Consider the following 25,335-nt stretch of genomic DNA (forward strand, 5'->3'; position numbering starts at 1 on the left):
AGCCGCTCAGTCGCGATGGGTGGCGCCGGCGAAGCCACGTTCGGCGGCAAACCACTGCAGCACCGGGATGGTGCCCGGCAGCACCGGGTGACTGGCCACCGGCAGGTTTTCCCAGGCCATGGCCTGCTGTTCGCGCATCTCAAACGCACCGGTCCAGTCGTAGACCTTGTGGAAATGCAGGTGCACCCGGGCGTGGGGATAGTCCATCACCAGCTCCCGCCAGGGGTGACTCGCGCCGATGCGGATGCCCAGCTCCTCCCACAGCTCGCGCGCCAGGGCCTCGTGCACCGTCTCACCGGCTTCCAGCTTGCCGCCGGGGAACTCCCAGTAGCCGGCGTAGACCTTGCCTTCGGGGCGCGAGGTGAGCAGGAACCGGCCTTCGCGCCCCTGGGCATCGCGTTCCACCAGCACGCCCACGGCCACCTGGACCGGCGTGCGCTCCGTGCCCGACGCGCTCATGCCACACCGCCTTGCGCACCCAGCGCCCGACGGCCCGCCAGGTCGCGCGCGAACTGGTAGGCCACCCGGCCGGAGCGCGAGCCGCGCTCCAGCGCGAACACCAGGGCCTCGGGCCGGGCCGCCTCGATGGCGGCAACGTCCAGCCCGAAGTGCGAGAGCCACTGCGCGACGATGGCCAGGTACTCGGCCTGGCTGAAGGGGTAGAAGCTGATCCACAGGCCGAAGCGTTCGGACAGCGAGATCTTCTCCTCGACCACCTCGCCGGGATGGAGCTCGCCATCGTCGGTGTGCTGGTAGCTGAGGTTGTCCTTCATCGTCTCGGGCAAGAGGTGGCGCCGGTTGCTGGTGGCGTAGATCAGCACGTTGTCGCTGGACGCGGCCACCGAACCATCCAGGATGGACTTGAGCGCCTTGTAGCCGGATTCGCCTTCCTCGAAGCTCAGGTCGTCGCAGAAGACGATGAAGTGCTCAGGCCGGCGCGAGACCAGCTCCACCACGTCCGGCAGGTCCACCAGATCGGCCTTGTCGATCTCGATCAGGCGCAGGCCCTGGTCGGCAAAGGTGTTCAGGCAGGCCTTGATCAGTGAGCTCTTGCCGGTGCCGCGGGCGCCAGTCAACAGCACATTGTTGGCCGGCTGGCCGGCCACGAACTGCGCCGTGTTGCGCCACAGGCGCTCCTTCTGAGCATCGATCTCGTGCAGGTCGGCCAGCGCAATGGTCGACACATGCCGCACCGGCTCCAGCTGCCCCATGCCGTTGCGGCGGCGGTAGCGGTAGGCCGTCGACAGTTCCCAATCGGGCGCGCCCAGCGGCCGGGGCAGCCAAGCCTCCAGCCGTTCCAGCACCCGCTCGGCACGCAGCAGCAGGGGCTCCAGATCTTCCAGGTTCATGCGCCCAGTGTACGAGGGACGCTCCGACGGGCGGCCAGTGGCCGCCCGTCGCCACCGGCGCCCTCAGGGGCAGGCGGTGCCGGCATCCAGCCGGACGATGCGCGGCTTGCCCAGGTGGGCGGCCGCAGGGTCATAGGCCGGTGCCGGCGCCTTGTAGGCCGCCAGATACGCCGACAGCGCATCGATGTCCTGCGCGCCGCCCAGGCGGTTGGTGCCCCCCTTCAGCACGCTGAAGCCGTCCCCGCCATCGGCCAGGAAGTTGTTCACCGTGACGCGCCAGGTCTTGCCGGCATCCACCAGCTGCCCGCCGCCGTCCACCAGGGTTTGCACCCCGGCGCCCGTGGTCAGCGTCAGGTTGCGCACCTTGGCCCCGCAGGCCTGGGTGTTGTCCCACTCGTAGCGGATGCCCTTGGAGGGCAGCAGCACCTTGGCATAGGTGCTGGTCTGGCCGACACAGCCGGGGAACTGCTGCTCCAGCGTGTCGCGCACCTGCTGGGTGGTCAGCGTGAGCGTGACCAGGCTGTTGCCGAAGGGCTGGACGGTGAAGGCCTCGCCGTAGGTGACGTTGCCGTCGCCCTCGCCAGCGGTGCTGCCGACATAGACGAAGCCAGGGCTGCGCACCCCGCCCGGGTTCATCAGCGCGAACTGCGCACCACCCACGTTGGACGCACTGGTGGCGGCCCACTGCGAATCGGCGATCAAGTCGCCCGCCGGCATGTTGCAGGCGGCGTCCTTGGTGTTGGGCAGGTCGGTGGTGATCGAACCGATCACCTGGTTGGCCACCGGCGCGGCCAGCGCCTTGTAGGCCGAGACGATGCCGGCGATCTGCGCGTTCGGCACGATGGCGGCGTTGCCGCGGTCCACCACCTTGTTCAGCGCGGTGATCGCAGCCACATGGCCGGTCGTGCGGTCCAGGGTCATGTCGATCTCGGTCAGCACCCTGCCCTGGGTGTTGGCGCTGGTGACCGGGATCAGGCGACCCGAGGTTACCGGCAGCTGGCAGTTGTAGGCCGCGTGGGTGTGGCCGCTGATCACCAGGTCCACCGCATCGTCGAGCTGGCTGACGATGGTCTTGATCGGCGAGCCGTCCAGGTTGCCGGCGCAGGCGTTGATGTCCACCGTGGAGCCGGTCTGCACCCCGCCCTGGTGGATCAGCACCACGATGGCCTCCACACCCTGGGCGCGCAGCGCAGGCACCAGCTGGTTGACGGTGGCGGCCTCGTCGTTGAACTTCAGGCCCTTCACGCCCGAGGGGGTGACGATCTGCGGCGTTTCCTTGAGGGTCAGGCCGATGAAGGCCACCTTGACCTTCTTGCCGCCCACCTGAAAGGCCTTGATGCCATAGGGCTTGAACATCGTGTCGCCGCTCTTGGCGTTGACCACGTTGGCCGCCAGGAACTTGAACTGCGCGCCCTCAAACGGCACCGGCGTGCCCACCTGGGCGCCGCGGCAGCTGTTGACCGCGTCGCTGGGGTGACAGCCGCCCTGGGCCATGCGCTTGAGCTCGGCCTTGCCGTCGTCGAACTCGTGGTTGCCCACGGCATTGAAGTCCAGCCCGGCGCGGTTCATCGTCTCGATGGTCGGCTCATCATGGAACAGGGCCGACACCAACGGGCTGGCACCGATGAGGTCACCGGCCGAGACGACCACGGTGTTCGGGTTGGCCGCCCGGGCCGCGGCAATGTAGCCGGCGATCTCGTCCACCCCACCGGCGGGCACCGCCGCCGCATCGCCACTGGCCTTGTAGGTGCCCGGCGACTCCAGCGCGCCGTGGAAGTCGTTGAGGGCCAGCACCTTGATCACCGGGTTGCCGGTGTCCTTGGCGGCGGCCGTGCGGACGAGGGTGGTCTTGGCGCCGGCGGCAGCGTGGGCCGCACCCACAGCCATCATGGCCGTCAGTGCCCACATCAGGCGGGTCTGGATGAACATACGGGCTCCCTGAAAACATGGTTGGAGCCCGGATTGGAGCGGGGAGGCGATGACACCCGCTTGACGTGATCGCCCACCCCCCACAGTCTGGGGGGGCCGCGCCAGGTCGCTCAGGCCAGCATGCGCAGGGCGATGTCCAACTGCTCGGTGGGCAGCCGGCGAAAGCCCGAGCGGGCAAAGCGCTGCAGGCGGCCGATGGCAAAGCAGGTCAGCGCCGAGGCCTGCCCATTGGCATCCACCGTGGGGGTGGCCGAACCGGCCGATTCGGCGGCCAGGCGCAGGCTCTGGCGCAGCATGGACTCGATGCGGTCGAAGAACTGGTTCATCCGCACGCCCAGGCGCTCATGCTCGAAGACCAGCGCATCACCGACCATCACGCGGCTCATGCCCGGGTTGCGCTCACCGAACTGCAGCAGCACCTGAACCATGCGACGGGCCTGGTCCAGGCCCTGGGTTTCGCGTTCGGCCACCTGGTTGAGCAGCGTGAAGACACTGGACTCGATGAACTCCAGCAGGCCTTCGAACATCTGGGCCTTGCTGGCGAAATGGCGGTAGAGGGCCGCCTCGCTGACCGCCAGCCGCGCCGCCAGGGCCGCGGTGGTGATGCGCTCGGCCCCGGGCTGCTCCAGCATCGCCGCCAGGGCCTGCAGGATCTGCACCCGACGCTCGCCCGGCTTGGGCCGCTTGCGGGCGGCCGGCGCCGGGGGCACCTCCAGCGCAGACGCAGCGGATGTCTCGGTTTCGACCGGTTCCAGGGTTTCGGGCTGGTCAGACATCACGGCAGGCGGTGCAGCTGTTGAAGCGAGCCGATTCTGGCATACACATACGCAGGCCGACGGGCCAGCCGCGCGCCCTGCTCCGGCCCATGCGCGTGGCGCCGCGACCAGCGCTGCATCCACACCGCGCGCATGCCCACCCGGTGGGCCGACTTCTGGTTCATCAGGCTGTCTTCCACCAGCACGCACCGGCTGGGCGACACCTTCAGTCGGGCGGCCAGCAGCCGCAGCATGCGCGCATCGGGTTTGGGCCGCAGATCGCCAAAGCAGTGCATCTGCTCCACGCCCACCACCTCGTCGAAGCAGGCCAGCAGGCCCAGGTGGCGCAGCACCTGCACGGCGTAATCCCGCCCGGCGTTGGTCAGCACGATCTTGCGCCCCGGCAGACGCCGCAGGGCCGCGACATCGTGCGGGTGGCCCATCAGCGCACGCTCCAGGTCCGGCAGCCGGTGGGTGGCACGCACGAAGTGCTCGACCCGCACGCCGTGGTGGCGCACCAGGCCCACCAGCGTGTTGCCATAGTGGGCCCAGTAGTGGGCCCGAAGATGGTCGGCCTCTTCGTGGCTGACCTGCAGCGTGTCCTCGATGTAGCGGTTCATTGCTGCATCGAAGTGATGGAAGGCTGACACGCCCGCGTTGTGCAGGGTGTTGTCCAGGTCGAACAGCCAGACCGGGTCCGGCTGCGCGCGGCGCGCCATCTCAGTGCGAGCGGATCATCGTGCCGTAGGCCTGGTCGGTCAGGATCTCCAGCAGCATGGCATGCGGCACGCGGCCATCGACGATGTGCACCGTGTTGACCCCACTCTTGGCGGCATCCAGCGCGCCGGCGATCTTGGGCAGCATGCCACCGCTGATCGTGCCGTCGGCCACCAGCTCGTCGATCTGGCGCGCGGTCAGGTCGGTCAGCAGCTGGCCCTGCTTGTCCAGCACCCCGCGGATGTTGGTCAGCAGCAGCAGCTTCTCGGCCTTGAGCACCTCGGCCAGCTTGGAGGCCACCAGATCGGCGTTGATGTTGTAGCTCTCGTTCTTCTCGCCAAAGCCGATCGGGCTGATGACGGGAATGAAAGCGTCGTCCTGCAGCGCCTTCACCACGCTCGGGTCGATCGAGACGATCTCGCCGACCTGGCCCACGTCGTGGGTCTTGCTCGGGTCGTCCTTGTCGGCCAGGCGCATCTGGCGAGCGCGGATCATCGCGCCATCGCGGCCGGTCAGGCCCACGGCCTTGCCGCCCACGGCATTGATCAGGCCGACGATGTCCTGCTGCACCTCGCCGGCCAGCACCCACTCGACCACGTCCATGGTCTCCGGGTCGGTCACGCGCATGCCCTGCACGAAGGTGCCCTTCTTGCCGATCTTGGCCAGCGCGGCGTCGATCTGCGGCCCCCCGCCATGCACCACGATGGGGTTCATGCCGACCAGCTTGAGCAGCACGATGTCCTCGGCGAAGTCCTGTTGCAGGGCCGGGTCGGTCATGGCGTTGCCGCCGTACTTGATCACCAGCGTCTTGCCGTGGAACTTGCGGATGTAGGGCAGGGCCTGGGCCAGGATCTCGGCCTTGTCGCGGGGCTGGATGGCGTCCAGGGAGGAAGGCACGGGCGCGTCGGTGCTCATGGTGGCGGCGTGGAACGGGTGAAAAAACCGGCCGTTCAGACAGCCCACGGGGCCGGATGCCAGACCGGGCTGCGGCATTGTAGGCACAGGCCGCCGCCGCCGTTGCTGTTACGCTGGGGCATGGCCGCGTCAGCCTCCGCCCCCGGCCGCGCGTTAAAGGAAGAGAAAGGAAACCGCCATGTCCCTGACGACCCGCCCCGCCCTCTGGCTTGCCGCCGTGCTGGCCGGTTTGGCCGTGAGCGCCCACGCCGCTGAGGGCGAGATCCGCAAGATCAACAGCGCCCAGGCCAAGGTGACGATCAAGGCCGGGCCGATCCCGAACCTGGACATGCCCCCGATGACCATGGTCTTCAAGGCCACCCCGCCCAGCCTGCTGCAAGGGCTGGCCGAGGGGGACAAGGTGTCCTTCGAGGCCGCCCAGGTGAATGGTCAATATGTGGTGACGTCCATCCGCAAGCTCCCTTGATCCCGTGACCGGATTGGGTTCACCATCCGGTTGCGTCACACAGGAGAAGCAGACATGACCGATCCGACCCCGGAAGAACACCCCGACAGCCCGGCGGACAGCGCCGCGGCGGAGTCCCTGGCCCACACCATCCGGGCCTCCGCCCACCAGATCTGGCTGGCCGGGCTGGGCGCCTTCGCCAAGACCCAGCAGGAGGGGGGCAAGGTGTTCGAAGCCCTGGTCAAGGAAGGCAGCCAGCTCAAGGACAAGGCCCAGATGCCCTTCGAGGCGCTGGCCAGCAAGGCCGACGAATTGGCCGGCAAGGCCGGTGCCCCCTGGGACAAGCTGGAATCGGTCTTCGAGGCCCGTTCCAGCCAGGTGATGCAACGCATGGGGCTGCCCACGGCCCAGGAAGTGGCCGATCTGCGGGCCCAGGTGGCCGCGCTGGCCGAACAGGTGCGGGCACTGCAGCCGCCGGCCCCGCCGGCCCGCAAGCGCGTGGCCCGCAAACGGGCCCGCGCCAAGGCCAAGTCGGTCACCCCCGCGGCCGAGGCCGCCGACGGCCCGGAGCGCCCCCCGCTCTGAGCCCTGCCGGCTTCAACCCAGGTAGCGCGCCTCCAGGTGCGCCTTGAAGTAGGCCGGGTTGAGCGGCTCACCGCTGACCCACTGCGTCAGTTCCGGCGTCGTCCAGCGGCTGCCCTGCTGCCAAATGCGCTCGCGCAGCCAGTCGAACACCGGGGCCAGTTCGCCCCGGGCGATGCCGGCATCCACGTCGGGCAGGTCGCGGCGCAGCGCCGCGAACCACTGGGCGGCGTACATGGCCCCCAGCGAATAGCAGGGGAAGTAGCCGAACAGGCCCTCCGGCCAGTGCACGTCCTGCATCGGGCCATCCCGGAAGTTGCCGCGCGTGTCCAGCCCCAGCAGATCCCGCATGCCCGCGTCCCACAGCGCGGGAATGTCCTCGGCCTCGGCCCGCCCGTCGATCAAGGCCTGCTCGATGTCGAAGCGCAGCAGGATGTGGGCGGGATAGGTCACCTCGTCCGACTCGACCCGGATCAGGCCGGGCTTCACCCGGGTCAACAGGCGCTGCAGATTGTCCGGCGCGAACGCAGGTTGCGCGCCGAAGGCCTGCGCCAGCAGGGGCGCCAGCTGTCGGGCAAAGCCGGGGTGCGAACCCAGCTGCATCTCGAAAAAGAGGCTCTGGCTCTCATGCAGCGCCATGGAACGGGCCAACCCCACCGGCTGGCCCAGCCAGGCACGCGGCAGGTTCTGCTCGTAGCGGCCGTGGCCCGTCTCATGCACCGTGCCCATCAGCGCCAGCAGGAAGTCGTCCTCGCTGAAACGGGTGGTCAGGCGCACGTCCTCGGGCACGCCGCCGGTGAACGGGTGGGCGCTCACATCCAGCCGACCGGCCTGGAAATCAAACCCCAGCAGCCGCATGACCTGTTCGCTCAGCTGCCGCTGGGCCTCGACCGGGAACGGCCCCTGGGCTCCCTGCACCGGCGGCTCGGCCGCCTGGCGTGCCGCCACGGTCTGGATCAGGCCGGGCAACCAGGTGCGCACCTGGTCGAACACGGTCTTCACCTGGGCGCTGGTCATGCCGGGTTCATACTGGTCCAGCAGGGCGTCATAGGGCAGCAGGCCGCTGCGCTCGGCCAGCAGCCGGGCCTCCTCGCGTACCGTGGCCAGCACCGGGCGAAAGTTCTCCAGGAAGCCGGCCCAGTCGTTGGCCGGCCGCTGGGTGCGCCAGGCCTGGCCGCAGCGGGAGGTGACCCGCGACCGCTGCGCGACCAGAGCCTCGGGCAGCGCGGTGGCCTGGCGCCAGTCGCGCTGCATCTCGCGCAGGTTGGCGCGCTGCCAGTCGTCCAGCGGCTCCTGGGCCGCCCGGGCCAGTTCGTCGGCCATCGCCGGGTCGGTGCGCTGGCGGTGCATCAGACCGGCCAGTTCGGTCAAGGCCGCAGTGCGGGCCTCGTTGCCGGCGGGGGGCATGAAGGCCGCCTGATCCCAATGGGCCAGGGCCTGCAGGTGGGACAGACGGTGCAGACGGGCATGGCGTTCGGCCAGCGCGTCATAACTGGGGGTGGCTTGTGGCATGTCACGATTGTGGCGTCCGCCCTTCCCCAAGGGCAACCGGCCCGACCCAGCGAAAGCCCCCCCAGGTGGGGGACACAGGGTTCAGACCACCCAGGCCCCCGGGAACCAGCCCAGCAGGACCAGCGTCATCACGACATAGCGCAACAGCTTGCCCACCCCCATGTAGGCCACGCAGGGCCAGAACGGCAGACGCAGCCAGCCGGCCAGTGCGCACAAGGGGTCGCCCACCACCGGCAGCCAGCTACCCAGGCAGGCCTTGGGACCGAAACGTTCCAGCCAGCGCAACAGCCGCGCCTCCTGGGGCGGCCGGTGGCGCAGGTGCTCATAGGCGCGTTCGGCCCCGTAGCCGGTCCACCAGCTGATCGCCCCGCCCAGGGTGTTGCCCAGCGTCGCCACCAGGATCGCCGGCCACAGCAGATCCGGTCGCAGCTTGACCAGGCCGAACAGCGCGGCCTCGGAACCGACCGGCAACAAGGTGGCCGACACCACCGCCACCAGGAACAAGGTGGTCAGCCCGTATTCGGGCAGCGCCATCCAGCCCATCAGGGCATGCATCCAGGAGTCCATGGCCGCATTGTGGCGTGACGGCAAGCCGACACGGCAGCGGCGCGGGCCTATAATCCTGCCTCCTTTTTAAGCAATTCCACCCACCGCCCGCCATGCAGATCGGCCCTCATGTGCTGCCGAACGCCTTGTTCGTCGCCCCGATGGCCGGGGTGACGGACCGGCCGTTTCGCACCTTGTGCAAGCGCCTGGGGGCGGGCTATGCGGTCAGCGAGATGGTCACCTCGCGCAAGGACCTGTGGAACTCGCTGAAGACCTCGCGCCGGGCCGACCACACCGGGGAGACGGCGCCGATCGCCGTGCAGATCGCGGGCACCGAGCCGGCCATGATGGCCGAGGCCGCGCGCTACAACATCGACCGCGGCGCCCAGATCATCGACATCAACATGGGCTGCCCGGCCAAGAAGGTCTGCAACAAGTGGGCCGGTTCCGCGCTGATGCGCGAGGAGCCCCTGGCGCTGGCCATCGTCGAGGCCGTGGTGGCCGCCTGCGCGCCCCAGGGCGTGCCGGTGACCCTGAAGATGCGCACCGGCTGGTGCGACACCGAGCGCAATGCGCTGGCCCTGGCGCGCGGCGCCGAGGCGGCCGGCGTGGCGATGGTGACGGTGCATGGCCGCACCCGCGAGCAGGGCTACAAGGGCAGCGCCGAGTACGACACGATCGCCGCCGTCAAGGCCGCGCTGCGCATCCCGGTGGTGGCCAATGGCGACATCGACTCGCCCGAGAAGGCGCGGGCCGTGCTGCAGGCCACCGGCGCCGATGCGCTGATGATCGGCCGCGCGGCCCAGGGCCGGCCCTGGATCTTCCGCGAGATCGCCCATTTCCTGGCCACCGGCACCCACCTGGCACCACCGGCCACCCGCGACGTGCAGGGTTGGCTGACCGAGCACCTGCGCGACCACTACGCCCTCTACGGCGAAGAGGCCGGCGTGCGCAGTGCGCGCAAGCACATCGGCTGGGCCGTGCGTTCGCTGCCTGGCGGCGAAGCCTTCCGCGCCGCCATGAACACCCTGGACGACTGCGAAGCCCAGCTGCGCGCCGTCACCACTTTCTTCGAGGCCCTGGCCGACACCCACCGGCTGCTGCCCTCGCTTCCCCCGGCCGCCAACCAGGACACGCTTGCACGACAGGCCTGACGCCGCGCGCGGCCCCGCCCGCGCCGCCCCTCTGGCTGGCCGCCCTCTGCCCCACCCCATGAGCCACAAGAACGACAACAGTCTCGAAACCTGCGTCCGCGAGACGCTGGACCAGTATTTCCAGGATCTGCACGGTGCCGAGCCGCATTCGCTGCACGACATGGTCCTCCGCACGGTCGAGAAGCCGTTGCTGGAGGTCGTGATGCAGCAGGCCGACGGCAACCAGAGCAAGGCCGCCGAATGGCTGGGCATCAACCGCAACACGCTGCGCCGCAAGCTGGTCGAGCACAAGCTGATCAAGTGAACGCCCGGCCCTCCCCCATCTCCACTCTCAACCCGCACACCACCATGGCACTCACCGCCCTGCTCTCGGTCTCTGACAAGACCGGCATCGTCGAATTGGCCCAGGCCCTGCACGGCCACGGCATCCGCCTGCTGTCCACTGGCGGCACCGCCAAGCTGCTGGCCGGCGCCGGTCTGCCGGTGACCGAGGTCAGCGAGATCACCGGCTTCCCGGAAATGCTCGACGGCCGCGTCAAGACCCTGCACCCGCGCGTGCACGGTGGCCTGCTGGCCCGCCGCGATGTGCCCGCGCACATGGCCGCGCTGAAGGAACACGGCATCGACACGATCGACCTGCTGATCATCAACCTGTACCCCTTCGCCCAGGCCACGGCCAAGGCCGATTGCACCTTCGAGGACGCGATCGAGAACATCGACATCGGCGGCCCGGCCATGCTGCGGGCCGCGGCCAAGAACTGGCAGGACGTGGGCGTGGTGATCGACCCGACCGACTACCCGCAGGTGCTGGCCGAGCTGGCCGACTCCAAGGGCACGGCCCTGACCCGCAAGACCAAGTTCATGCTGGCCAAGAAGGTGTTCTCGCACACCGCCGCCTACGACGGCATGATCAGCAACTACCTGACCTCGCTGGAAGCCGGCTCGGAAGAGAAGACCGCCGAGGTGCCCAAGCGCGAGGAATACCCCGCCGTCTTCAACCTGCAGCTGCACAAGGTGCAGGGCATGCGCTACGGCGAGAACCCGCACCAGAGCGCCGCTTTCTACAAGGAGGCTGCCCCGGCCGCCGGCCTGCTGTCGGGCTGGACCCAGATCCAGGGCAAGGAGCTGTCCTTCAACAACATCGCCGACGCCGACGCCGCCTGGGAATGCGTCAAGGCCTTCGACGTGCCGGCCTGCGTGATCGTCAAGCATGCCAACCCCTGCGGCGTGGCCGTGGGCGCCACGCTGCTGGAAGCCTACGAGAAGGCCCTGAAGACCGACCCGACCTCGGCCTTCGGCGGCATCATCGCCTTCAACCGCCCGCTGGACGCCGACGTGGTCGAGAAGATCCACGCCAACAAGCACTTCGTCGAAGTGGCCATCGCGCCGCAGATCACCCCGGCCGCCCGCAGCGCCTACGCCGCCAAGACCAACGTGCGCCTGCTGGAAGTGCCGATCAGCAAGGCCGTCAACGCGCTGGACATGAAGCGCGTGGGCGGCGGCATGCTGCTGCAGTCGTCGGACCACATCGACGTGGTCGGTGAGCTGAAGGTGGTCTCCAAGCTGCAGCCCACCGCCCAGCAGCTGGCCGACCTGAAGTTCGCCTGGACCGTGGCGCGCTTCGTGAAGTCCAACGCCATCGTCTTCTGCAAGGACGGCATGACCTTCGGCGTTGGTGCCGGCCAGATGAGCCGCCTGGATTCGGCCCGCATCGCCAGCATCAAGGCCCAGGCCGCCGGCCTGAGCCTGTCGGGCACCGCGGTGGCCAGCGACGCATTCTTCCCGTTCCGTGACGGCCTGGACGTGGTCGTGGACGCCGGCGCCACCTGCGTCATCCACCCGGGTGGCTCGGTGCGCGACGAAGAAGTGATCGCCGCCGCCGACGAGCGCGGCATCGCGATGGTGCTGACCGGCACCCGCCACTTCCGCCACTGATCCCTGGGGCCAGGCCCCGGCCTGCAGCCCGGCCTCCGTGCCGGGCTTTTTCATGCCCCCGGTCCTTGCCGGCTCCGATTAACATGCCCGCCATGACCCGTGTGATCGGCATCGACCCTGGCCTGCAGTGCACCGGCTTCGGCGTCGTCCAGAAGGAAGGCAGCCAGCTGCACTACGTGGCCAGCGGCACCATCCGCACCACCAGCGGCATCGAACTGGGCGACCTGCCGGGGCGCCTCAAGATGATCTTCGAAGGCGTGCAGGAGGTGGTGCGGCGCTACGAGCCCGACCAGGCCTCCTGCGAAATCGTCTTCGTCAACGTGAACCCGCAGAGCACGCTGCTGCTGGGTCAGGCCCGGGGCGCGGCCGTCACGGCCCTGGCCACCTCCGGCCTGCCGGTGGCGGAGTACACGGCGCTGCAGATGAAGAAGTCGGTGGTGGGCCATGGCCATGCGCGCAAGGACCAGATCCAGGAGATGGTCAAGCGCCTGCTGAACCTGCCCGGCCTGCCCAGCAAGGACGCGGCTGATGCGCTGGGCCTGGCCATCACCCATGTGCACGCGGGCGGCTCCTTCGCCGCGATGGCCCAGGTCACCACGTTGCACCGCCGCACCCACGCCCAGTTCAAGGGCGGGCGGACCTACTAAGCTACTGAGAGCGCCCCAGGGCCCGCCACAGCCGCCAGGACTGCAGCACGGGGATCAGACCGGCCAGCGGCCACAGGTTGGCCAGCAACAGGCCCTGCTGGGCGTGACGGGCCAACGGCTCAGTCATGGGAAGCAGCCCCGTCGGCGCCCCCCGGCTGCGCGGTCACGCCGCGCCGATCCCCCAGACCGAACAGGCCGGCAAAGCCCAGCAGGGCTTCCTCCAGCACCGACAGGTTGAGCCGGTAAGTGATGCTGGTGCCAGACTTGGTGGAAGTGACCAGCTCCGCCTCACGCAGCGCCTGGAAGTGGGCCGACAGCGTGGACTTGCCGAGGGTGAAATGGTCGGCCAGCTCGCCGGCCGTCATGTCCCGCTCGCGCAGCAACTGCAGGATGCGCCGCCGTGTCGGGTCGCTCAGGGCTTTGAAGACTTTGTCCATTTTCGTAGTTTCGCAAATCTTCGATTTATGCCGAGCCCTGCCCCTCAGGCACGAAAAAGCCCGGCGACGGAATACCGTGGCCGGGCGGGCGGTCCTGAGCGCAGCGCGGGTCAGGACGGCTCAGATGCGCTGGCCGGGGTCTGGGCCGAGAGAGCAGCCCCCCGCTCTTCCCCGCCCAGCGCCTTGTACAGGCTCAGGCGGTTGAGCAGTTCACCCAGGCGCACCTGCACCAGGCCCTGCTGCGCGCTGGCCAGCGAGCGTTCCACGTCCAGGTAGTCCAGCTGGCTGGCCGCCCCGACGTCGTACTTCAGCTTGGTCAGGCGGTAGCGCTCGCGCTCGGCCTCCAGCAGCCCCCTCTGAGCCTGCACCTGCTGACGCCACTGGTCCTGTCCCTGCAAGGCGGTGGCCGTCTCGCTGAAGGCCGTCTGCACCGCCTTCTCGTACTGGGCCACGGCGATGTCGCGGTTGACCTTGGCCACCTCGACGTTGGCCTGCCGGCGACCGGCGTCGAAGATGCTGAGCAGTACCGAGCCGGTGATGGTCGAGGCACTGACGCCGTCATGGATCAGGGCCGCGAGGCTGTCACTGGCCACACCGTAGCTGCCGCTGAGCGTGATGGCCGGGAACAACGCGGCACGGGCCGCGCCAATGTTGGCGTTGGCGGCCAGCAGGCTTTGTTCCGCCTGCATCACGTCGGGCCGCCCCAGCAGCAACTCGGACTGGGCCTGGGCGGGCACATCCGCCAGCCAGTGGGCGTCGGCGGCGGCCATCGCGCCCGGCAGCAACTCGGCCGGCAGGCTTTCACCCACCAGCAGGTTGAGCGCGTTCAGGTCGGCATCGCGCTGGCGCTGCAGCTGGGCCACGGTCGCCCGGGCCTGGGCCGACAGGGTCTGCACGCCGCGCAGATCCAGCTCGGAGGCCGCCCCGACATCGGCCCGCAGCCGGGTCAGGCGCAACGTCTCGTCGCGCGTGGCCAGGGTGCGCTGCGCCAGCGCCAGCTGCTCCTCGTCGGCGGCCAGCGTCAGCCAGGCCGCGGCCGTGCCGGTGACCAGCGACAGCCGGGCCGAACGGGCCGCCGCCACATTGCCCAGCAGCGTGGCGCCGGCCGCATCGCTGGCATTGCGCAGGCGGCCGAACAGGTCCACCTCATAGGACGACAGCTGCAGCCCGGCGGTGAAGGTGTTGACCTCCTTGCCGCTGCTGTTGGGCGCCCGCTCGCCGGCCAGGCCCAGGCCCAGCGAGGGCCAGCGGTCGGCATCGGTGATGCGCAGCTGGGCTCGGCTGCGCTCCACCCCCAGCACCGCCACCCGCAGGTCGCGGTTCTGGCGCAGTGCGCGCTGGATCACCTGGCGCAGGCGTTCGTCGCGCACCAGCTCATGCCAGCCCGGCAGGGCGGCCGGACCGGCCACCTCGGTGGCCGGCAACTGGGCCGGCACCGGCAGCGCCGGACGCTGATAGTCGGGGGCCAGGTTGAGACAGCCCGCCAGGCCCAGGCTCAGGGCCAGCGGCGTCAGGGTCATCGTGAGACGCCGGAACATCAGTGCTCCTCCCCACCGTTGAGCATGCCGCCCACGGCGCTTTCAGTCTTCTCCGAGGAGATCATCGTGTTGTGCCCACTGACGTGGCCACCCTTGAACAGGCGGCGGATCACGACATAGAACACCGGCACCAGGAACACGGCCAACACCGTCGCGGTGATCATGCCGCCCATCACGCCCGTGCCGATCGCCCGCTGGCTGGCCGAGCCGGCGCCTGACGAAATCGCCAGCGGCAGCACGCCCAGGATGAAGGCAAACGAGGTCATGATGATCGGGCGGAAACGCAGGTGGCAGGCCTCCAGCGTGGCCTTGAGCAGGCTCTTGCCTTCGGCCTGCAGGTCCTTGGCGAACTCGATGATCAGGATGGCGTTCTTCGCGGACAGGCCGATGATGGTGATCAGGCCCACCTTGAAGTACACGTCATTGGGCATGCCGCGCAGCCAGACGCCGCACAGCGAGCCCAGTACCCCCAGCGGCACCACCAGCAGCACCGCCACCGGGATGCTCCAGCTCTCGTAGAGCGCGGCCAGGCACAGGAACACCGCCAGCATCGAGAAGGCCATCAGGTAGATCGCCTGCGAGCCGGAGAGCTTCTCCTCACGCGACTGGCCCGTCCACTCAAAGCCGAAGCCCGGCGGCAGCTGGCTGGCCAGCTTCTCCATCTCGGCCATCGCGTCACCGGTCGAGTAGCCCGGCGCGGCGTCACCGGCGATCTTCATCGCCGGATAGCCGTTGTAGCGGATGGTCTGGATCGGGCCGTTGACCCAGCGGGTCGAGGCGAAGGCCGACAGCGGCACCTGCTGGCCCTTGCTGTTGGGCACATAGAGCTTGAGGATGTCCTCCGGCGTCATGCGGGCCGCGGCCTCGGCCTGCACCACCACCCGCTGCAGACGGCCCGCATTGGGGAAGTCGTTCACATAGGTGGAGCCCAGCGCGGTGGACAGCACCGAACCGATGGTGCTGAACGACACGCCTTGCGCGGCGGCCCGCTCACGGTCGATGTCGAGCTGCAACTGCGGCGCGTCTTCCAGGCCGTCGGGGCGGATGCCCGTCAGCACCTTGCTCTGCATGGCCATGCCCAGCAGCTGGTTGCGCGCGGCCAGCAGGGCGGTGTGGCCCTGGCCGGAGCGGTCCTGCAGGCGAAAGCTGAAGCCCGTGGCCGTGCCCAGCTCGGGGATGGGCGGCGGGCTGAGCGGGAAGATGAAGGCATCACGGATGCCCATCAGCGCCCCGAAAGCCCGCCCCGCCAGGGCCTGCGCCGAATGCTGCGCCCCCTTGCGCTCTTCCCAGGGCTTGAGTGGCACGAAGGCCAGGGCCGCGTTCTGACCGGAGCCGGCGAAGGAGAAGCCCAGCACGCCCACCACCTTGTCCACTTCAGGCTGGTGCAGGAAGAACTGCTCCACCTGCCCCACCACGGCCGAGGTGCGGGCCTGCGAGGCGCCTGGCGGCAGCTGGATGTTGACGATCAGGTAGCCCTGGTCCTCGTTGGGCAAGAAGGAGGTCGGCAGCTTGGTGTAGAGGAAACCCACCGCGCCGACGATGGCGGCGTAGATCACCAGGTAGCGTCCGGCGCGCGGCAGCACCCGGGCGACCAGGCCTTCGTAACCCTTGGCGGTACGCTTGAAGCGGCGGTTGAACCAGCCGAAGAAGCCGCCCTTCTCATGGTGATCCTCGGCCACCGGCTTGAGCAGCGTGGCACACAGCGCGGGGGTCAGCGTCAGGGCCAGGAAGGCCGAGAACAGGATGGACACCGCCATCGACAGCGAGAACTGGCGGTAGATGTTGCCCACCGAGCCGCTGAAGAAGGCCATGGGCAGGAACACCGAGACCAGCACCACGGTGATGCCGATGATGGCGCCGGTGATCTGGCCCATCGCCTTGATGGTCGCGTCGTGCGGCGACAGGCCCTCCTCGGCCATGATGCGCTCGACGTTCTCCACCACCACGATGGCATCGTCCACCAGGATGCCGATGGCCAGCACCATGCCGAACAACGTCAACACGTTGATCGAGAAGCCCAGCGCCAGCATCACCGCGAAGGTGCCCGTCAGCGCCACCGGCACCACGATGGTCGGGATCAGCGTGTAGCGGATGTTCTGCAGGAACACCAGCATCACGATGAAGACCAGCGCAATGGCTTCGGCCAACGTCTTGACGACTTCCTCGATCGAGATCTTGACGAAATTCGAGCTGTCGTAGGGGATGTCGTAGCTCACGCCTTCGGGCATGTACTTCTGCAGCTCGGCCATGCGCTGCTTGATGGCCTCGGCTGTCGCCAGCGCATTGCCACCCGGCGACTGCTGGATGCCGATGCCCGAAGCCGTCACGCCATTCAGACGAGAAGAACTGGTGTAGGCCTGGCCGCCGACTTCAATGCGCGCCACATCCTTCAGGCGCACGGTGGAGCCGTCGGTGTTGGCCCGCACGATGATCTTGCCGAAGTCCTCGACGGTGTGCAGCTGGCCGTTGACGTTGATCGTGGCGTAGATCGTCTGGCCCTTGTCCGCGGGCAGCGCACCGATGCTGCCGGCCGAGACCTGCAGGTTCTGCGCGGCGATGGCAGCGTTGACGTCGGCCGTGGACAGGCCGTAGCCCACCAGCTTGGCCGGGTCGACCCAAATGCGCATCGAGCGCTCGGTGCCGAACAGCTGGGCCTGGCCCACGCCCGGGATGCGCAGCAGTTCCGGCTGGATGTTGCGCGCCGCATAGTCGCCCAGCGCCACGGGGTCGTAGGCCGGGTTCTTGGACGTCATCATCACGAACAGCAGGAAGTTCGAGCGCGCCTTGTCGATGCGCACGCCCTGCTGCGTCACCGCGCTGGGCAGACGCGGGGTCGCGCGGCTCAACCGGTTCTGCACCTCGATCTGGGCGATGGAGACATCGGTGCCCGGCTCGAAGGTGACGGTGATGTTGCCCGAGCCGTTGGCGTCGGCGCTGGACTCCATGTAAATCAGGCCCGGTGCGCCATTGAGCTCCTGCTCGATGACGGACAGCACGCTGTCCTCCAGCACCTGGGCAGAGGCGCCCGGGTAGGCCGTGGTGATGACGATGGACGGCGGTGCCACCGTCGGGTACTGGGCCACCGGCAACCGTGTGATGGCGGCCGCCCCGAGTACGACGATGAACAGCGCGATGACCCACGCGAAGATGGGTCGGTCGATGAAGAAACGGGATCGCATGCGATGCGCTCCTGACTCAGTGGCTGGCCGCCGAGGCCGGGGCTGACGCAGCCGCCGGGCCCGAGGCCACGCCATCCGGCGTCCACGGCACCGGGTTCACCGGGGTCTTGGGACGGATCTTCTGGAAGCCATCGACCACCACCTGGTCGCCCGGCTGCAGACCACCCAGCACCACCCACTGGCTGCCCTGGGTGCCGCCCAGCTGCACCGGGCGCACGCTGACCTGCTTGTCCGGCGTGACGACCATCACCGTGTCGCCGGTGGTGCCGCGGGAGACGGCCTGCTGCGGCACCAGGATGGCGTCCGTGGCCTTGGCCGTGGCAATGCGCACCTTCACATACAGGCCCGGCAGCAGTTCGCCCTTGGGGTTGGGCAGTTCGGCGCGCAGTGTCACCTGGCCGGAGGTGCTGTCCACCGTGATGTCGGAGAACAGCAGCTTGCCCGCCAGCGGGTACACCGTGCCGTCGTCCAGCACCACATGCACCTCGGCCGAGCCGGCCTTCTGGAACTTGCCGGCCTCGACGGCCCGCTTGAGCTTCATCGCGTCGGCGGCCGACTGGGTGAAGTTGACGTAGAGGCTGTCGATCTGCTGCACCGTGGCCAGCAGCGTGGCCTCGCCCGCGCTGACCAGCGCGCCCTCGGTCACCTCGGCCCGGCCGATGCGGCCGCTGATCGGCGACAGCACGGCGGTATAGTCCACGTTGAGCTTGGCCTGCACCACGGCCGCCTTGGCCGCGGCCACATCGGCCTGGGCCTGCTTGTAGCTGGCCTGGGTGCTCACCCAGTCCTGGTCACTGATGGCCTTGGCCTGGGCCAGCGGGCGGTTGCGCTCCAGCGTGGCCTGGGCCTGCATCAGCACGGCCTCGGCCTTGGCCTGGCTGGCCTGGGCGCTGTCCAGCGCTGCGCGGTAGGGCACCGGGTCGATCTCGAACAGGCTCTGCCCGGCCTTGACCAGGCTGCCTTCGGTGAACAGCCGGCGCTTGACCACACCGGTCACACGGGCGCGCACCTGGGCCGTGCGGATGGCCTCCAGGCGGCCGGGCAGCTCGGTCGTGACGTCCACGGCAGCGGTCTTGGCCGTGATCACCCCCACCGGCGCAGGCGGCATCTGTCCGCCGCCGGCCCCACCCGCCCCCTGACCGCAGCCCGCCAGCACCAGCATGGCGGCCGCCACACCGGCCAGCGGCCACGCCCGGCGCACGGAAGAGGCCACCACCGCACGGGAGGTGGACGAAGAGGACAAGGGCGCCGGATCCAGCGCGATCGGGGGCTTGAAAGCCATGGTCATCCTTTGCTGACTCGCATCAGACCTCCGGTCACAGGATCGACCGGGCCGGAGGTGGGCATGTTGGGGTTGAGGCGAAGAGTTTACATACAATCTTGAATGTATGTTCGATGACAGGGCCACACGGAGAAACCATGGCGCGACGCACCAAAGAGGATGCCCAGGTGACACGCCACCGCATCCTGGATGCCGCTGAGCAGGTGTTCGAGGCCCAGGGCGTGGCCCGGACCTCGCTGCAGCAGGTGGCGGCCACTGCCGGGGTGACCCGGGGCGCCATCTACTGGCATTTCAAGGACAAGGCTGAGCTGTTCTCCGCGATGATGGACCGGGTGCTGCTGCCCTGCGAATGGGCCGTGGATGATGCCGACCACATCGAGGACGAGCACCCCGACCCCTTGTCCGCCGTGGCGGCCCTGGCCCTGGCGCCGCTGGAGCAGTTGAGCGGAGATGCCCGCCTGCGCCGCGTGTTCACCATCGCGATGCACTTCACCGAGTACACCGACGAGATGTCGGCAGTGCAGCACCGCTGCCAGGAGGGCATTGCCGGCTATGTCGACGAAATGGCTCGGCTGCTGCGGCAGGCGATGCGCCAAGGTCTGCTCAGCCCCCAAATGGACGACCACACCCAGGCCACCGCGCTGTTCGCGCTGGTGGATGGCCTGATGCACAACTGGACCCGCATGCCCAGCGCCTTCGACCTGATGGCCGTGGCCCGGACCGGGGTGGACACCTTTTTGCGCGGCCTGCCCCGGCCGGCCGCCTGAGGCGGCGCGTCAGAGAAAGGCCGGTAGCCGTTCCAGCAGCAGCACCGCCACGGCCCCCAGGCCGGCCAGCACCGTCCACTTGACCAGCACCACGCCGCGCCGGCGCCAGAGCGGATTGCCAGTGCCGATGTAGGCCGCGAAGCACAGCAGCCCGGCCACCAGCAGCAGACCGAAGACCAGACGGAAGATCATCATCGGGCGGGCCGCCGCATCACCAGGCCGGGGCCAGCTCGGCAAAGCCGGCCGGGGCCTTCTTCTCGTCCTCGAAGGTCACGATCTCGTAGGCCGTCTCGTCGGCCAGCAGCTTGCGCAGCAGCTTGTTGTTGAGCGCATGGCCGCCCTTGTACGAGGTGTAGGCCGCCAGCAGCGGGTGGCCGCTGATGTAGAGGTCCCCGATCGCGTCGAGGATCTTGTGCTTGACGATTTCGTCGTCGTAGCGCAGGCCATCGCTGTTGAGCACCCGGTAGTCGTCGATGACGATCGCGTTGTCCATGCTGCCGCCCAGCGTCAGCCCGCGCGAGCGCATGGCCTCGACATCCTTCGTGAAGCCGAAGGTGCGGGCACGGGCGATCTCCTGCTTGTACTGGCCCGAGCCCATGTCGAAGCTCACCTCCTGCGGCGTGGCGTCCACGGCCGGGTGGTTGAAGTCGATCTGGAAGGTCAGCTTGTAGCCGTGGAAAGGTTCCAGGCGGGCCCAGATCAGGCGCCGACCCTCGCCCTCGCGGATCTCCACCGCTTTCTTCACCCGCAGGAAGCGCTTGGGCGCGTTCTGCAGCGTGATGCCCGCGCTCTGCAGCAGGAACACGAACGAAGCCGAGGAGCCGTCGAGGATGGGCACCTCGTCGGCGGTGATGTCCACGTAGAGGTTGTCGATGCCCAGGCCGGCGCAGGCCGACATCAGGTGTTCGATGGTCTGCACCTTGGGTGCACCCGGATCGCCCCCCGGCGAGATGGTGGAGGCCATGCGGGTGTCGCAGACGGCATCGAAGCGCACCGGGATGTCCACCGGTTGCGGCAGGTCGATCCGGCGGAACACGATGCCGGTGTCGGGCGCCGCCGGCCGCAGCGTCAGCTCCACCTTCTGGCCGCTGTGCAGGCCCACGCCGACGGCACGGGTCAGGGACTTGAGGGTGCGTTGCTGGAGCATGGTGGTTCGGGACGGTCTTCGCGACAGCGGCGATTGTCCTTCATGCCAACGCTGCGCGCTGCAGGGCCAGATCGAGCTGGACCCGGGTGCCCTGCCCGGGCTGGCTGTCCACACGCAGGGTGCCGCCCAGGCGGGCCGCCCGCTCGCGCAGGTGGCGCAGGCCGCGGCCGGCCGGCACCTGGCTGAGGTCAAAGCCCACGCCATCATCCTCGATCAGCACCCGCACCACCGGGGCCTGCTGGGTGATCGCGATCCGCACCCGGCGCGCATGCGCGTGACGCAGCACGTTGTTGAGCACCTCCTGCACGATGCGCAGCACCTGCAGCGCCTCGGGCGGGGTCAGCCAGTCCAGCGGTGGCAGGTCGTCCACCTCCCACACCAGCGTGAGGCCGGCCGCCTCCAGCCGGCGGGCCAGGCGGTGGCGCAACATGGCCAGCAGTGTGACCAGGTCGTTGCCGATGGGCTCCAGCGAATCAATCACCAGCCGCAGGTCGTCCAGACACTCGCGCAGCAGGCCGGCCACCGAATCCCGTGACAGGCGGCCCTGCTCGGCCAGCACCAGCGCCGACATCAGGTTGGAGCCCAACCCATCGTGCATCTCGCGCACCAGGCGCTGGCGCTCCAGCAGCAGGGCCTGCTCGCGCTCCACCCGGCGCAGCCGTTCGTGGTTCTGGCGCAGTTCCTCCTCCCGTCGGGCCAGTTGGGCCTCCAGCTGGCTGTTCGCCTGGACGGCCTGCTCGGTGGCCTGGACGTAGCGGCGCTGCGCCGCCCCGAGGAAGGCCAGCAGCACGACCAGGCTGGCATAGGGCAGCAAATAGATCGACGCCGGCCCGATCCCCCCCGTGACCAGCAGCAGGTCATGCAGGCCGAAGGCCTCGGTGAGCCAGAACGCCAGCGTGATGAACTTCAACGCCTCGCCCCCCGAACGCCAGGCCCGCAGGGTCAGCAGCACCCCCACCAGCGTGGCCACCCCGGCGTTCACCAGATGGATCGCCAGCAGCGAATGCAACGGCGCCCCCGCCACCGGCACGGACAGCAGCGACACACCCAGCACGAACGCCGCCAAGGCCCAGGTGAAGCGCGGCGAGGGGCGCGCGTCGAACTGCAGGCCGAACAGGTACATCAGGGCCATCACCCAGGCCAGCGAGGCGTTGGTCATCCACCAGAACCAGGCCAGCGCCTCGGGCCCCCGCGGCAGGGTGGCGTAGTAGTGCAGGTTGCGCAGCGTCCAGGCCGCCGCGGTCAGGGCGAACAGCAAGAAGGCGGTCTGCCGTGGATGGCCGACCCAGTACACCAGCGCCAGCACGCCGAGGGCGAGAAAGGCCAGGCTGCCCACCTGCGGGCCCGCCAGCTGCAGCTGCAGCCGCAGGTCGTAGGCCGGCCGCAGCGCCGGCACCGGCCCGATCTGGGCCTGGCTGATCCGGTGCTGACCGTCCGCCCGCCGGATCACCCCGACCGCCCACTCGGTGGGCTGTGGCCCCGCGCAGGCCGCGCGCTCGACCCAGACCGGTCGGTTCCACTGTTCGCGCCAGAGGTCGCTGCCATCCGACAACAGCCTCCACCCGCCACCGTTCCAGGCCGCCACGACCACCACGCCGCCCGAGACCCGGGGCAGGTACAGCGCGCAGCGCCGGACCGGGCCGGCCGCCACGCTCGGCGTGGCCCACACCCGGTACCACCAGATCTGCATCGCCGCCCCGTCCGAGCCGATTCCGGACAGGGGCGCAGGCTGTCGGGTCTGCGGCAGTGCGACGGGGGACCACGCGGCGGTATCGGCCGGGGCCGGCAGGCGGGCCAGCAAGGCCGGGAGATCGGCCTCGGGCCCCCCCGGCGCCAGCGTCTGCACATGCAGTTCGGCCTGCGCCACCATCTGCACGGCCAGGGCCGACTGGGCCAGCGCGAGGCCCAGACACCCCACCAGCCCCAACCCCCTGGCCCGCCCGGCCCACCCTCGCCAGCCGCGCCGCGGGGCGTGCCCGACCTCAGTCGCGCACCAGGCCCAGCTTGCGGGCCTCATAGATGGCCTCGGTCTTGGAGTGCACCTGCAACTTGCGGTAGCTGCGCTTCACGTAGGTCATCACCGTGTGGCGGGACAGGCCCATCATGCCGGCGATCTCGTCGAAACTGAAGCCCTTGGCGCTGAAGGTCAGCACCTGGCGTTCCTGCGGCGACAGCAGGGCCTCGTCGGCCGCGCTCGGCAGGCCGGGCGGCGCCAGGCGCAGCAACAACTGGCGGGCGATCACCGGGCTGATGGGACTGCCGCCGGCCCGCAACGCCCGGATCTGCTCGATCAGGTCACCGGCATTCGCATCCTTGAGCAGGTAGCCGGTCGCCCCCGCCTCCAGCGAGGCCATCACATGGGGCTCGTCGCCGAACACGGTGACCACCATCACGTCGGTGTCGGGCAGGTGGGCCTGGGCATGGCGGATCAGCTGGATGCCGCTGCCGCTGGGCAGACCCAGGTCCACCAGCAGCACATCCGGCCGGCGGGCATCCAGCAGGGCCAGGCCATCGGCCACATCCCCGGCCCAGCCCAGCAGACACATGTCCGCCGCGCCCTGCAGGATGGCGGTGAACGCGTTGCGCACACGTTCGTCGTCCTCGACGATGAGCACGGAGATCGGCCTCATGCGGCGAGTGTAGAGCGCCCACATCCGCCCGTGTCCCCTGCCTGAGCGACACCCTGGCCCGCGCACGGCCCATGAAAAATGTCCGCTGTCAAGTCTTTGATGCGGACGAGTAGCAGTGCGAAAGGGCTTACGGGGCAATAGGTTAGGCCCAATTCTCGTCGTTGCGTGTCCCGGCCGTTTTTTGAGCCAGGTGCCACATAGGCGCTTTGCGGTGGGAAACGCAGGGGCATCGTGGCGGGCTGAGTCGCATCGCCATCCTAGCCTCCAGGCCATCGCACTCCACCTCCAAATGCGAAAGCGCAGCCCTTGGGCTGCGCTTTCATTCCTGGTCGATGGTGAAGATGCCAATATGGTCAGGACTGCTTCAGCGGCATGGTCTTAGTGTTTGCGCCCTTCCTGAATCCCCGATCGCCGGCCATGAACGCCTCCAGCATGTGCGGGATCAACTTCTCGGCATCGACAACCTCGCCGTACGCCTGCGCGTGCAGCGCGGCGTAGCGGTCGAGGTCGGCCTTCAAGCTGGCCGGACAAGCAAAGGTCAGCTTGACGCTCTCGGTCTTGGGCAGTGGCCCCAGCCGCAGTTTCTTGGTCGTGTTCATCGCATCGCCCCCCTGTTGAAGAACAGCGGCTGGTATGGCCGCAGCACCAAATCACGGTTGACGATGATCCGTACCGGCAGGCCGGGCCGTTCGGTCAACGTCGGCTGGATGTTCATGTTGCGCCGGGTCATCTCCTGACCGACCTGGTTCACGCTGTCCTGCAGGCTGCCTTGCCCGGCGATCACGATGCGGTTGCCGTTCTGCCGGTTCTGCGGCGCGGCCAGCTCGGCACCCACACCCAGCAATGTCGTCAACGCCGCACCGGCCACGATGCGGCTCCAGTGGTAGTCCACGCCGTCTTCGAGGCCGGAATAGCCGGCCGGGTCGGTGCCCGCCAGGTTGTCGAGCGTCAGTGAAGACGTGTCCGGCAGGATGATTCGGTTCCACACCACCTGCACGCGGCTCTGCCCGTAGCTCACCTGGCTGTTGTACTTGCCCAGGATGCGCGAGCCTTGCGGGATCAGCAGGAACTTGCCCGTGGCCGTGTCATAGACCGGCTCCGTCACCGTGCCGATCACGTCGCCTGGCAGGTCGGACTTGATGCCCGTCACCAGCGCGCCAGCGATCACCGTTCCGGCCATGACCTGGTACGGCGAGGCGGGCATTTGGAGATTGCCGGAATTGCGTGTTTCCGTAGAACCGCCTTTCAGGAAAGCCTCTTTCTGGTCTTGCCGGTTCTGCACGGCGGTGGGATCGGCAGGCTGGGCCGCCGTCGAGGCTGGCCCGGCGGCGAGCGGATCGAAGCCCGCCAAGGCCGATGCCGGGCCTGCTGCGGCGACTTGTGTTGCGGTCGGCGCACCGGCCTTGCCTGGATTGCCCGAGCGGAAGAACACCGTCGAGGCCGCCGCTGCGTCGGCTTCCTTGCGCCGTGCATCCTCCGGGTCGTGGCCCGGTGGCGCATAGGTCGGCGTCACCGGCTGCTGCGACTGCACGATGGCTGGCCCAAGATCACCCGGCAGCGGAGGCCCCAGCTCCGGCACCTTCGCCGGCAGCTTGGAGTAGTCCGAAGGCAGGCCATCCAGCCCTTCGGACTTCGAGACGCGATCCACGTTGTAAAGCTCGGTCTGCTCGCCTGCGCTGCGCCGGTGCGGCTGCAACGACCAGATCGTGGCCCCGAGTACGGCGACCGACAGGCCGCCGGTGAGGATGGCCAGCGTGCGCCGGTTCAGGCGCGTGACCGGGCGCGGCTGCGCGCGCAGCGCCACCGCCTCGGGCGCCACCTTGCCGGCCTGCGGCGCGGCATGGTCGGAAATCTCATCCTGGCTCATGG

The 25,335-nt window shown here is 69.0% G+C and carries 26 protein-coding genes; 7 read left to right on the top strand and 19 right to left on the bottom strand.

The features are described from left to right. Positions 1-6: 6 nt before the first annotated feature. From KGA65_RS10295 to argB, 6 genes are all read right to left on the bottom strand, one after another. Positions 7-459 (bottom strand): NUDIX domain-containing protein, encoded by a 453-nt coding sequence (locus KGA65_RS10295; protein ID WP_225863055.1) that lies wholly within the window; start codon positions 457-459, stop codon positions 7-9. Further along, positions 456-1,349 (bottom strand): ATP-binding protein, encoded by an 894-nt coding sequence (locus KGA65_RS10300; protein WP_225863056.1) that lies wholly within the window; start codon positions 1,347-1,349, stop codon positions 456-458. The genes KGA65_RS10295 and KGA65_RS10300 overlap by 4 nt, the downstream gene beginning before the upstream one ends. Positions 1,350-1,412: 63 nt before the next feature. Further along, entirely contained in the window at positions 1,413-3,278 is a 1,866-nt protein-coding gene (locus KGA65_RS10305; protein ID WP_225863057.1) for a bifunctional metallophosphatase/5'-nucleotidase, read from the bottom strand. A gap of 110 nt (positions 3,279-3,388) precedes the next feature. Beyond that, complete coding sequence (gene slmA, locus KGA65_RS10310) at positions 3,389-4,054, bottom strand: nucleoid occlusion factor SlmA (RefSeq protein ID WP_225863058.1); 666 nt, start codon at positions 4,052-4,054, stop codon at positions 3,389-3,391. After that, on the bottom strand, positions 4,054-4,752 hold the full coding sequence (locus tag KGA65_RS10315; protein WP_225863059.1) for a pyrimidine 5'-nucleotidase: 699 nt from the start codon (positions 4,750-4,752) through the stop codon (positions 4,054-4,056). The genes slmA and KGA65_RS10315 overlap by 1 nt, the downstream gene beginning before the upstream one ends. A gap of 1 nt (position 4,753) precedes the next feature. After that, a complete protein-coding gene (argB, locus tag KGA65_RS10320; RefSeq protein ID WP_225863060.1) occupies positions 4,754-5,665 on the bottom strand; it encodes an acetylglutamate kinase in 912 nt (303 codons plus the stop codon). Between the two features lie 178 nt (positions 5,666-5,843). Here argB and KGA65_RS10325 point away from each other — a divergent pair, with 178 nt between their 5' ends. Together KGA65_RS10325 and KGA65_RS10330 are read left to right on the top strand one after the other, a co-directional pair. Beyond that, complete coding sequence (locus KGA65_RS10325; RefSeq protein WP_225863061.1) at positions 5,844-6,131, top strand: copper-binding protein; 288 nt, start codon at positions 5,844-5,846, stop codon at positions 6,129-6,131. 54 nt (positions 6,132-6,185) lie between these two features. Further along, positions 6,186-6,695 carry a phasin family protein gene (locus KGA65_RS10330; RefSeq protein ID WP_225863062.1) on the top strand — a complete coding sequence of 170 codons (510 nt, stop codon included), beginning with the start codon at positions 6,186-6,188 and terminating at the stop codon, positions 6,693-6,695. A 12-nt stretch (positions 6,696-6,707) separates the two neighbouring features. On the opposite strand, the gene KGA65_RS10335 is transcribed toward KGA65_RS10330, so the two are convergent. After that, positions 6,708-8,204, bottom strand: coding sequence for a carboxypeptidase M32 (locus KGA65_RS10335; protein WP_225863063.1), 1,497 nt, complete (start codon positions 8,202-8,204; stop codon positions 6,708-6,710). 81 nt (positions 8,205-8,285) lie between these two features. Beyond that, positions 8,286-8,771 (bottom strand): YqaA family protein, encoded by a 486-nt coding sequence (locus KGA65_RS10340; RefSeq protein WP_225863064.1) that lies wholly within the window; start codon positions 8,769-8,771, stop codon positions 8,286-8,288. A 92-nt stretch (positions 8,772-8,863) separates the two neighbouring features. Between KGA65_RS10340 and dusB the strand changes: the two genes are divergently transcribed. The 4 genes from dusB to ruvC all read left to right on the top strand — a co-directional run bounded on the left by dusB (position 8,864) and on the right by ruvC (position 12,486). Beyond that, a complete protein-coding gene (dusB, locus tag KGA65_RS10345) occupies positions 8,864-9,904 on the top strand; it encodes a tRNA dihydrouridine synthase DusB (RefSeq protein ID WP_225863065.1) in 1,041 nt (346 codons plus the stop codon). Positions 9,905-9,962: 58 nt separating this feature from the next. Then, on the top strand, positions 9,963-10,208 hold the full coding sequence (locus KGA65_RS10350) for a Fis family transcriptional regulator (RefSeq protein ID WP_225863066.1): 246 nt from the start codon (positions 9,963-9,965) through the stop codon (positions 10,206-10,208). A 44-nt stretch (positions 10,209-10,252) separates the two neighbouring features. Next, a complete protein-coding gene (gene purH / locus KGA65_RS10355; RefSeq protein ID WP_225863067.1) occupies positions 10,253-11,839 on the top strand; it encodes a bifunctional phosphoribosylaminoimidazolecarboxamide formyltransferase/IMP cyclohydrolase in 1,587 nt (528 codons plus the stop codon). A 92-nt stretch (positions 11,840-11,931) separates the two neighbouring features. Then, positions 11,932-12,486: a crossover junction endodeoxyribonuclease RuvC gene (gene ruvC, locus KGA65_RS10360; protein ID WP_225863068.1), complete on the top strand. Its 555-nt coding sequence runs from the start codon at positions 11,932-11,934 to the stop codon at positions 12,484-12,486. Position 12,487: 1 nt separating this feature from the next. Here ruvC and KGA65_RS20930 read toward each other — a convergent pair whose 3' ends face one another. The 5 genes from KGA65_RS20930 to KGA65_RS10380 all read right to left on the bottom strand — a co-directional run bounded on the left by KGA65_RS20930 (position 12,488) and on the right by KGA65_RS10380 (position 18,922). Then, the gene (locus KGA65_RS20930; RefSeq protein ID WP_255650499.1) at positions 12,488-12,613 is read right to left on the bottom strand and encodes a hypothetical protein; all 126 of its coding nucleotides are present in this window, start codon (positions 12,611-12,613) and stop codon (positions 12,488-12,490) included. After that, a complete protein-coding gene (locus KGA65_RS10365; RefSeq protein WP_225863069.1) occupies positions 12,606-12,923 on the bottom strand; it encodes an autorepressor SdpR family transcription factor in 318 nt (105 codons plus the stop codon). The genes KGA65_RS20930 and KGA65_RS10365 overlap by 8 nt, the downstream gene beginning before the upstream one ends. A 110-nt stretch (positions 12,924-13,033) precedes the next feature. Then, entirely contained in the window at positions 13,034-14,461 is a 1,428-nt protein-coding gene (locus KGA65_RS10370) for an efflux transporter outer membrane subunit (RefSeq protein WP_225863070.1), read from the bottom strand. Then, the gene (locus KGA65_RS10375; RefSeq protein WP_225863071.1) at positions 14,461-17,640 is read right to left on the bottom strand and encodes an efflux RND transporter permease subunit; all 3,180 of its coding nucleotides are present in this window, start codon (positions 17,638-17,640) and stop codon (positions 14,461-14,463) included. The genes KGA65_RS10370 and KGA65_RS10375 overlap by 1 nt, the downstream gene beginning before the upstream one ends. Before the next feature lie 16 nt (positions 17,641-17,656). After that, positions 17,657-18,922 (bottom strand): efflux RND transporter periplasmic adaptor subunit, encoded by a 1,266-nt coding sequence (locus KGA65_RS10380; protein ID WP_375142627.1) that lies wholly within the window; start codon positions 18,920-18,922, stop codon positions 17,657-17,659. A 137-nt stretch (positions 18,923-19,059) separates the two neighbouring features. On the opposite strand from KGA65_RS10380, the gene KGA65_RS10390 reads away from it, so the two are divergent. Next, positions 19,060-19,689 carry a TetR family transcriptional regulator gene (locus tag KGA65_RS10390; protein WP_310740955.1) on the top strand — a complete coding sequence of 210 codons (630 nt, stop codon included), beginning with the start codon at positions 19,060-19,062 and terminating at the stop codon, positions 19,687-19,689. Between the two features lie 9 nt (positions 19,690-19,698). On the opposite strand, the gene KGA65_RS10395 is transcribed toward KGA65_RS10390, so the two are convergent. The 6 genes from KGA65_RS10395 to KGA65_RS10420 all read right to left on the bottom strand — a co-directional run bounded on the left by KGA65_RS10395 (position 19,699) and on the right by KGA65_RS10420 (position 25,333). Continuing rightward, positions 19,699-19,884, bottom strand: coding sequence for a hypothetical protein (locus KGA65_RS10395; protein ID WP_225863072.1), 186 nt, complete (start codon positions 19,882-19,884; stop codon positions 19,699-19,701). Between the two features lie 16 nt (positions 19,885-19,900). Further along, complete coding sequence (gene lpxC / locus KGA65_RS10400) at positions 19,901-20,836, bottom strand: UDP-3-O-acyl-N-acetylglucosamine deacetylase (protein ID WP_225863073.1); 936 nt, start codon at positions 20,834-20,836, stop codon at positions 19,901-19,903. Between the two features lie 40 nt (positions 20,837-20,876). After that, on the bottom strand, positions 20,877-22,754 hold the full coding sequence (locus KGA65_RS10405) for a sensor histidine kinase (protein WP_225863074.1): 1,878 nt from the start codon (positions 22,752-22,754) through the stop codon (positions 20,877-20,879). A gap of 64 nt (positions 22,755-22,818) precedes the next feature. Beyond that, the gene (locus KGA65_RS10410) at positions 22,819-23,466 is read right to left on the bottom strand and encodes a response regulator (protein ID WP_225863075.1); all 648 of its coding nucleotides are present in this window, start codon (positions 23,464-23,466) and stop codon (positions 22,819-22,821) included. Positions 23,467-23,819: 353 nt separating this feature from the next. Continuing rightward, positions 23,820-24,065 (bottom strand): DUF2274 domain-containing protein, encoded by a 246-nt coding sequence (locus tag KGA65_RS10415; protein ID WP_046196295.1) that lies wholly within the window; start codon positions 24,063-24,065, stop codon positions 23,820-23,822. Then, entirely contained in the window at positions 24,062-25,333 is a 1,272-nt protein-coding gene (locus KGA65_RS10420; RefSeq protein WP_225863076.1) for a TraB/TrbI/VirB10 family type IV secretion system protein, read from the bottom strand. The genes KGA65_RS10415 and KGA65_RS10420 overlap by 4 nt, the downstream gene beginning before the upstream one ends. Positions 25,334-25,335 lie beyond the last annotated feature (2 nt).

Source organism: Ideonella benzenivorans (genome assembly GCF_020387415.1).
In the GTDB taxonomy this organism is placed as follows: Bacteria; Pseudomonadota; Gammaproteobacteria; order Burkholderiales; family Burkholderiaceae_C; genus Ideonella; species Ideonella benzenivorans.

Bases quoted from the DNA above. Each gene is read 5' to 3' on its own strand.
- KGA65_RS10325 (WP_225863061.1), top strand. From the start codon at position 5,844: ATGTCCCTGACGACCCGCCCCGCCCTCTGGCTTGCCGCCGTGCTGGCC.
- KGA65_RS10395 (WP_225863072.1), bottom strand. From the start codon at position 19,884: ATGATGATCTTCCGTCTGGTCTTCGGTCTGCTGCTGGTGGCCGGGCTG.
- KGA65_RS10315 (WP_225863059.1), bottom strand. From the start codon at position 4,752: ATGGCGCGCCGCGCGCAGCCGGACCCGGTCTGGCTGTTCGACCTGGAC.
- purH (WP_225863067.1), top strand. From the start codon at position 10,253: ATGGCACTCACCGCCCTGCTCTCGGTCTCTGACAAGACCGGCATCGTC.
- KGA65_RS10330 (WP_225863062.1), top strand. From the start codon at position 6,186: ATGACCGATCCGACCCCGGAAGAACACCCCGACAGCCCGGCGGACAGC.
- KGA65_RS10380 (WP_375142627.1), bottom strand. From the start codon at position 18,922: ATGGCTTTCAAGCCCCCGATCGCGCTGGATCCGGCGCCCTTGTCCTCT.
- KGA65_RS10305 (WP_225863057.1), bottom strand. From the start codon at position 3,278: ATGTTCATCCAGACCCGCCTGATGTGGGCACTGACGGCCATGATGGCT.
- KGA65_RS10335 (WP_225863063.1), bottom strand. From the start codon at position 8,204: ATGCCACAAGCCACCCCCAGTTATGACGCGCTGGCCGAACGCCATGCC.
- KGA65_RS10350 (WP_225863066.1), top strand. From the start codon at position 9,963: ATGAGCCACAAGAACGACAACAGTCTCGAAACCTGCGTCCGCGAGACG.
- KGA65_RS20930 (WP_255650499.1), bottom strand. From the start codon at position 12,613: ATGACTGAGCCGTTGGCCCGTCACGCCCAGCAGGGCCTGTTGCTGGCC.
- KGA65_RS10365 (WP_225863069.1), bottom strand. From the start codon at position 12,923: ATGGACAAAGTCTTCAAAGCCCTGAGCGACCCGACACGGCGGCGCATC.
- KGA65_RS10415 (WP_046196295.1), bottom strand. From the start codon at position 24,065: ATGAACACGACCAAGAAACTGCGGCTGGGGCCACTGCCCAAGACCGAG.
- argB (WP_225863060.1), bottom strand. From the start codon at position 5,665: ATGAGCACCGACGCGCCCGTGCCTTCCTCCCTGGACGCCATCCAGCCC.
- KGA65_RS10340 (WP_225863064.1), bottom strand. From the start codon at position 8,771: ATGGACTCCTGGATGCATGCCCTGATGGGCTGGATGGCGCTGCCCGAA.
- KGA65_RS10295 (WP_225863055.1), bottom strand. From the start codon at position 459: ATGAGCGCGTCGGGCACGGAGCGCACGCCGGTCCAGGTGGCCGTGGGC.
- KGA65_RS10370 (WP_225863070.1), bottom strand. From the start codon at position 14,461: ATGTTCCGGCGTCTCACGATGACCCTGACGCCGCTGGCCCTGAGCCTG.
- KGA65_RS10420 (WP_225863076.1), bottom strand. From the start codon at position 25,333: ATGAGCCAGGATGAGATTTCCGACCATGCCGCGCCGCAGGCCGGCAAG.
- dusB (WP_225863065.1), top strand. From the start codon at position 8,864: ATGCAGATCGGCCCTCATGTGCTGCCGAACGCCTTGTTCGTCGCCCCG.
- lpxC (WP_225863073.1), bottom strand. From the start codon at position 20,836: ATGCTCCAGCAACGCACCCTCAAGTCCCTGACCCGTGCCGTCGGCGTG.
- KGA65_RS10300 (WP_225863056.1), bottom strand. From the start codon at position 1,349: ATGAACCTGGAAGATCTGGAGCCCCTGCTGCTGCGTGCCGAGCGGGTG.
- KGA65_RS10390 (WP_310740955.1), top strand. From the start codon at position 19,060: ATGGCGCGACGCACCAAAGAGGATGCCCAGGTGACACGCCACCGCATC.
- slmA (WP_225863058.1), bottom strand. From the start codon at position 4,054: ATGTCTGACCAGCCCGAAACCCTGGAACCGGTCGAAACCGAGACATCC.
- ruvC (WP_225863068.1), top strand. From the start codon at position 11,932: ATGACCCGTGTGATCGGCATCGACCCTGGCCTGCAGTGCACCGGCTTC.
- KGA65_RS10410 (WP_225863075.1), bottom strand. From the start codon at position 23,466: ATGAGGCCGATCTCCGTGCTCATCGTCGAGGACGACGAACGTGTGCGC.
- KGA65_RS10375 (WP_225863071.1), bottom strand. From the start codon at position 17,640: ATGCGATCCCGTTTCTTCATCGACCGACCCATCTTCGCGTGGGTCATC.